This is a genomic window from Brevibacillus sp. (assembly GCF_003521185.1).
GTDB classification, from domain to species: domain Bacteria; phylum Bacillota; class Bacilli; order Brevibacillales; family Brevibacillaceae; genus Brevibacillus; species Brevibacillus parabrevis.
On sequence record NZ_DOTK01000052.1, the window covers coordinates 42,887 to 48,963 of the forward strand.

Annotated in this window: 6 protein-coding genes, 1 tRNA gene and 1 riboswitch; of the genes, 5 read left to right on the forward strand and 2 right to left on the reverse strand. The window is 50.3% G+C overall.

The window, feature by feature from the left end:
* Nucleotides 1-14: 14 nt before the first annotated feature.
* A riboswitch (PreQ1 riboswitch) is annotated at nucleotides 15-58 on the reverse strand.
* A gap of 279 nt (nucleotides 59-337) precedes the next feature.
* Together DEP07_RS16855 and DEP07_RS16860 are read left to right on the forward strand one after the other, a co-directional pair.
* Complete coding sequence (locus DEP07_RS16855; protein WP_287102772.1) at nucleotides 338-1,345, forward strand: asparaginase; 1,008 nt, start codon at nucleotides 338-340, stop codon at nucleotides 1,343-1,345.
* A gap of 72 nt (nucleotides 1,346-1,417) precedes the next feature.
* A complete protein-coding gene (locus tag DEP07_RS16860) occupies nucleotides 1,418-2,110 on the forward strand; it encodes a copper homeostasis protein CutC (RefSeq protein WP_287102773.1) in 693 nt (230 codons plus the stop codon).
* 28 nt (nucleotides 2,111-2,138) lie between these two features.
* Here DEP07_RS16860 and DEP07_RS16865 read toward each other — a convergent pair whose 3' ends face one another.
* The gene (locus DEP07_RS16865; RefSeq protein WP_173597619.1) at nucleotides 2,139-3,251 is read right to left on the reverse strand and encodes a GerAB/ArcD/ProY family transporter; all 1,113 of its coding nucleotides are present in this window, start codon (nucleotides 3,249-3,251) and stop codon (nucleotides 2,139-2,141) included.
* A 177-nt stretch (nucleotides 3,252-3,428) separates the two neighbouring features.
* Between DEP07_RS16865 and DEP07_RS16870 the strand changes: the two genes are divergently transcribed.
* Nucleotides 3,429-4,229 (forward strand): serine hydrolase, encoded by an 801-nt coding sequence (locus DEP07_RS16870; RefSeq protein WP_287102774.1) that lies wholly within the window; start codon nucleotides 3,429-3,431, stop codon nucleotides 4,227-4,229.
* Nucleotides 4,230-4,322: 93 nt separating this feature from the next.
* Here the strand turns inward: DEP07_RS16870 and DEP07_RS16875 are convergent, their stop codons facing one another.
* Nucleotides 4,323-4,619, reverse strand: coding sequence for a Fur family transcriptional regulator (locus DEP07_RS16875; protein WP_173597621.1), 297 nt, complete (start codon nucleotides 4,617-4,619; stop codon nucleotides 4,323-4,325).
* A 235-nt stretch (nucleotides 4,620-4,854) separates the two neighbouring features.
* Between DEP07_RS16875 and DEP07_RS16880 the strand changes: the two genes are divergently transcribed.
* The gene (locus tag DEP07_RS16880; protein ID WP_122964732.1) at nucleotides 4,855-5,724 is read left to right on the forward strand and encodes a YitT family protein; all 870 of its coding nucleotides are present in this window, start codon (nucleotides 4,855-4,857) and stop codon (nucleotides 5,722-5,724) included.
* A gap of 172 nt (nucleotides 5,725-5,896) precedes the next feature.
* A tRNA-Thr gene (locus DEP07_RS16885) sits at nucleotides 5,897-5,972 on the forward strand.
* The last annotated feature ends 105 nt before the right edge of the window (nucleotides 5,973-6,077 follow it).

The following is a 6,077-nucleotide window of genomic DNA, read 5'->3' on the forward strand; positions in this document are numbered from 1 at the left end:
GATCGGTACTGTTGTCCACCTTAGTTTTTTATAGAGGGAGTTCGCGAACCTCTCCCGCGCCAGTCGCGCGGATTTCGTATGCGATTGATGGCGGTTGCCATCCTGAGCCATTATACTATAGATTGGCCTGCCGTGGGCAATCGGCAACGAAAAAACGATTGACGGAATATGGTGTCACTGCTAGTATTTTTTAATAACACCAATGGAGAAAATCAGCGTATAAAAAGACGGATAATTCTGGTTTTAATACTTTAAATGAATGAATTTTTACCTTTATTACAATCAATTATCCTGCGAATGGAATAATTAGAAAAATAGAACAGAACGGGTGAGAATAATGCGGGATGTCCCATTAGTAGAAGAGTATCGCGGAGGTATATTGGAAAATGTTCATTCAGGCATCGTTTGCGGCGTGGATGAGCACGGCCAGGTCATTTATTCGGCAGGAGAAGTGATGCATGTTGTCTTGCTGCGTTCCGCTGCCAAACCGTTTCAGGCGATTCCGGTAGCGAGGCAAAAAATTGACGAAAGATTCGGGCTGACAAGTCGGGAAGCGGCGCTGTTCGCGGCATCTCATCGCGGTGAAGCCTATCATCTGGAAGGACTGGAATCGATTTTGGCCAAAACGGGCATTCGCGAAGACGAACTTTTAACCTGCCCGACGTATCCATTAAATGAAGCGCCCAAGTTCGCCTGCTTGTCCCAAGGTGTAGCCAAGCGCAGACTTTTTCACAACTGCGCAGGAAAGCATCTGGGCTTTTTGGCGTTGTCCAAGGAACGCGGCTATACGACCAGCGATTACTACAAGCAGGAGCATCCGGCCCAGCAGGAGGCTCTGGAAGCTTTTGCCAGTCTCGCCGAGTACCCGCAGGAGCACATTGGCCTTGCTGTCGACGGTTGCGGCTTTCCTGTTTATGCCCTGCCACTCAAGCATTTGGCGATCGCTTATTTGAAGCTGGCCTGTCCCGACCTGATTGCGGAACAAGAAAATCGCCAGGCGGTTGAAAAAGTGACGGGCTGGATGACGGCCCACCCGGAAATCATCGCCAGCCACCAATTCATCTGCACAACTCTGCTGACCGATCCAAACATTATTGCCAAAGGCGGCGCGATGGGCGTATACGGTTTTGCCCTGAAAAAGGAGCGAATCAGCTTCTCGCTGAAGGTACTGGACGGTTCAGAGCTGGTTTGGCCGCTCGTCATCGCCAGCATTTTGGAGCAGATCGATTACAGCAACAAGGAGACCATCACTAGGTTGCATGCGTTGGCCCCGAAAGAAATCGTCAATGACAACCAGTTGATCGTCGGGGAAAAGCGGCCCGTGTTCGTTCTGGAAAAATGCTAGGCGCGCACTTGCGCAACGGTGGCGACGCTCAGTACAATGTCCATAAAAGCTACGGACGAGAGGAGAAATCACATGCTGGTGGAAGTGATTGCGACTTCGGTTGAGGATGCAAAACGCGCAGAGCGAGGCGGCGCGGATCGGCTAGAGCTGATTTCCGGCATTTTGGAAGGAGGGCTTACGCCAAGCTGGGGCTTGATCGAAGCGGCGGTCAAGGCTGTCTCCATTCCTGTCAATGTCATGGTGCGGCCGCACAGCCAATCTTTTTGCTATACCAAAGACGAGCTGCGTGTCATGAAAGAAGATGTGCGCGTCGTCCGCGAGCTAGGGGCGGCAGGTGTTGTTTTTGGCATGTTGACGCCAGACAAGCAATTGGATCGTGACGGACTGGAGCTGTTGCTGGAAGAAGCAAACGGCCTGAACGTGACTTTTCACCGGGCTTTTGACGAAGCGGTGAGCCAGCTTGGAGCTTTGGACATCTTGTTGCAATATCCGCAAGTAAAGACGATCCTGACTTCCGGGGGAAAACGTACAGCCATGGAAGGCGCAGATTGCATCGCGGAGCTGGTGCGCAAAACGGAAAACTCGACTCTGTCCATTTTGGCAGGGAGCGGGCTGGCCGCGACGAATGCGCCTGGGCTGATCGGGCTGACTGGCGTCCGAGAGGTTCATTTCGGTACCGCAGCCAGGGAAGAGGGGCAAGCTTTGCGCTATGTGGACAGCGAGCGAGTCGCTGCGATCAAGCGAGCATGCCTGCCAAAAGAATAGAAGAAAGACATGAAAACAAGCCGCCCCCTCACTTTTGCAGAGGAGTCGGCTTGTTTTGCAGTCGCTGCCTGATGTGGTACCAGACGACGAGTAGCAACGGATAGGCAACCGCCACAGAAAAATCAAAGAGCGGCCAAAATGTGTAGGCTTGAAGCAAAAATGTTTCATTCGGCAAAAGGATGATGGCACCTACAACAAACAACAGACAGGTAGGGTAAGTGAGTAGCTGGTATTCCTTCAGTTTCAAAAGCTGCTGAATGCCTACGCAAAAGCCGTACATGTACAAGACGACCTTGAAATAAATCGAGACGAACCACATCAGTGCCATCATGGCTTCCTGCCGCTGAAAAAACTCGCCGACATGAACCCGCTTCGCCAGCGAGTAACTGGGGAAATTGTCTGTAGCAGTCAACACCGGACCGAGCACCAAAAGCGTCATCAAAATGATCGTGATCAGGCAGATTCCGCCGTAGATCGCTCCCCGCAAAAAAGCAGAAGTGAGCTTTTGCGGAACATCGACGAAAGGGGTAATCATTAAAAAGACGATCAGCTCTGTATACGGGTAGGCGATCACAGAAAAAGAGCCGCTGATGACAGGGGCAAGCCCGTTTTCCAGAACGGGCTGCAAGTTGCGAAGGGAAAACTGTGGTACCAACAAGAAAAAAAACGAGAGAAAAGTAAAGACGAACCAGAGGTAAAAAATCTCGCTCGTCCGCGCGAAAGTCTCCAAGCCGAGACGCACACCGAACAGGGAGCACGCCACGAGAAGGATGACGACGGCAACGCTCGGTGTTTCCTTCAAAATTTGTGCGGTCATGAAATCGCCGATGGCACGCACGTAAACAGAGCCGTTGATCAGGAGTGTGAAAAGGAACATGATGGATAAAGCCGTACCGAGCCAACGCCCGAAAATGAGTATGTTTTTCCCGATCAGCGTGTGCTCCTGGTGCAAACGGCTGATTATGCAATACAGATAGATGACAGCCAGGCCAACCAATACACCAATGATGCTGGAAAGCCAACTGTCGTAGGAGGCCTCTTTCGCTACGGCTGCCGGCAAGATCAGAATCGAATCTCCGACCGTAATCAGGGTAACCAGAATGGTGAATTGGCGCGTGCCGATCGTTCCGGGCTTCTGCATGAGGTTTCACCTTCAGTGGAGTGATCTCCCTATTATTTCCAAGTGGGTAGCGGGACAAACGACCGCGTCCCGGAAGATCAGCTGAACCCGTTCTTGTAACTTGTAAGGAATGTTTTTGGAATTGTATGATAATAGAAAGGCGATTGTGTTCGACTTTTACAGGAGGGATGGAGAGCGGTGGAGCTGGAGAAACGTTTGTCAAAGATCGTGCAGGAAGCGGCAGGGACATGGGGAGTCGTAGTAAAAGAGCTGGCGGTGCCGCAGGGAATCTGTTTTGAGCACCAACCGGACGAGCTGTTTATTGCCGAAAGTGTCATCAAGGTTCCGATTATGGCAGCGGTTTACGCGGCCTGTGAGCAGGGCAAAGCCCGGATCGAGGATCAGCTCCCTTTGCGCAAAGAGGATTTGGTAGGCGGATCAGGCTTTTTGTACGCGCTCTCGCCAGGCTTGAAGCTGTCCATACGCGATCTGGTCACGCTGATGATTATTCAGAGCGACAACACAGCGACGAATATGCTGATCGATTTTGTGGGAAAAGAGCTGATTGATCAGATGATGCGTGAGCTGGGAATGGAGCGAAGTTACTATTCGCGCAAGGTGATGATCTATCCGCAGGACGTGACGGCCAACAACATGATTACGGCAGGGGATGTGGCGCGGATGCTGGAGCATATCGTTTCTGGCAGCGGATTTTCCCGGGCGGCGCGTACAGAAATGATTGCGATTATGAACAAGCAGCAAGTGCTGAACGGTTTGCCGTCCCAACTGCCGTCCGCGAGCAATCAGGATGGCTTGCCTGGCTGGGAATTGGCGTGCAAATCCGGTTGGGACACAGGCAGGCAGCACGACGTCGGGATACTTTTCGTACAGGGTCGACAGTTTGCGATTGCCGCCTTGTCGCAGGATGTAACGCCCGAGGCAGCTTTGCACACGCTTGGCTTGCTGGGCAGGGCTGTGTACGATTATGCCGTGGCTTAAACCGATGATAAGGTTGCAGCAGTTGTTTGGTTAATAAAAAGGGAGCCCTTTTAGCGGGTTCCCTTTTTTATTGCTAGTTTCCGTTATGCTTGCTCACATGACTTCTTTTAACTGAACAGGATCGATTTTGACCAGCGTTTCAAAACGGTTGGGGGTATCAGCGTGCACATGCTCTTTAACGATCCCCATTTTCGCCAGGAGTCGCAAGCTGGTGTAAACCGTTGAGAGTGTGATGCTGGGCATTTCGTTTTTCAAGGCATGGTAAACGTCTTTGGCTGTAGGGTGTTGCTGGGACATCAGCATATAGCGCAAGACGGCGCGTCTTTGAATCGTCAGGCGTTTTCCGAAGTGTTTGATCTGGTTTGTGACACTGGCCAGTTGTTCATCCATCACAGGTCACCTCTTTTTTGATAATAATTATTACTTGATTATAATTATCGATTTGTTTGTGCGGCTAGTCAATCTCTTTTTTCTAGAAAGAAGCCCAACTCTCGTGCATGTTTGCTGTGCTTCAGCAAATGTTACTGAGAAGGAAGGAGCGGAAATGGGGGTTTTCTTTTCGACCAAAACATGGTAGTGTATGTGCGGATTTTGCTTACGCGAAAAATGTCAGGAGTGAAACCGTGTGGCGCGAAAAAAACGAACAGCAATCCAGTTGAACAGCCCGCAGAGAAAAGCAATGGAGTACGGGATGCTGATCCTCGGTTCTCTGGTGCTTGCAACCAGCTTTAACCTTTTTTTGAACCCCAATCAGATTGCTTCTGGAGGAGTCTCAGGCTTGTCCACCATTTTGCATAATCTGTTTGGACTTCCCCCGGCTATCGTCCAGTGGGCATGCAATATCCCGTTGTTCCTGTTGGGATTGAAGCTGCTGGATCGGCAATACAGTATGAAAGCCGCGATCGGATCGGTCGTTTTGCCGTTGTGCGTCATGCTGACGAGTCATTTGCATCCGTTGACGACCAATCCGCTGCTTGCCAGTATTTATGGAGGAATCGGCGTAGGGCTTGGAATCGGGATTGTGTTTCGGGGCAGAGGATCAACAGGGGGCTTCGCGATTGCCTCGCAAATTCTTCATAAGTATACGGGATTTAGTCTAGGAGCCTGCGTCGCGGTATTTGATGGATTTGTTATTTTGTTCGCAGGAATTGTGTTCGACCCGGAAAAAGCTTTGTATGCACTTATTGCCTTATTTGTTACGAGCAAGACGATTGATATTGTTCAAATGGGGTGGAATACCTCCAAAGTTGCCTATATCATCTCGAACGAAACGGATTCGCTGCGAGAAACGATCTTGTATGACCTGGACAGGGGCGTGACTTTGTTGGACGGCTCTGGGGGATACACGGGGGATGCGCGCAAGGTGCTGATGGCTGTTGTGAGCCAAAGCGAGGTTAGCAAGCTGAAAATCATGGTGCGTTCTGTCGATCCCGATGCGTTTATCATATTATGCCCGGCGAATGAAGTGCTTGGTGAAGGCTTCCGAGCAGGGTAAACAGGAGAGTGGCGGCTTTGGTTCCGCCACTTTTCTCGTTTATTTTGGCGTTTTTTTAAATTCTGATGAAAAAGTTTTCGATTTTCTATTGCATTTAAAAAAGGGACATGCTATATTAAATCTCGTGAGCGGGACACACACGAAACGCTCGCAGCGAGAAAACAAAAAACACGCCGGTATAGCTCAATTGGTAGAGCACCTGACTTGTAATCAGGGGGTTGTGGGTTCAAGTCCTATTGCCGGCACCACTACATATCACAAGTTTGGTTGGCTGGAAAGTTAACGAGAAACGCATAAGTGAATGTAGACAAAACTTTTAGCGCTGATGCGCAAAATGCTCTTTGAAAACTGAA

Excerpts from the sequence above, each read along its gene's own strand:
- DEP07_RS16855 (WP_287102772.1), top strand. The coding sequence starts at position 338 with ATGCGGGATGTCCCATTAGTAGAAGAGTATCGCGGAGGTATATTGGAA.
- DEP07_RS16860 (WP_287102773.1), top strand. The coding sequence starts at position 1,418 with ATGCTGGTGGAAGTGATTGCGACTTCGGTTGAGGATGCAAAACGCGCA.
- DEP07_RS16865 (WP_173597619.1), bottom strand. The coding sequence starts at position 3,251 with ATGCAGAAGCCCGGAACGATCGGCACGCGCCAATTCACCATTCTGGTT.
- DEP07_RS16875 (WP_173597621.1), bottom strand. The coding sequence starts at position 4,619 with ATGGATGAACAACTGGCCAGTGTCACAAACCAGATCAAACACTTCGGA.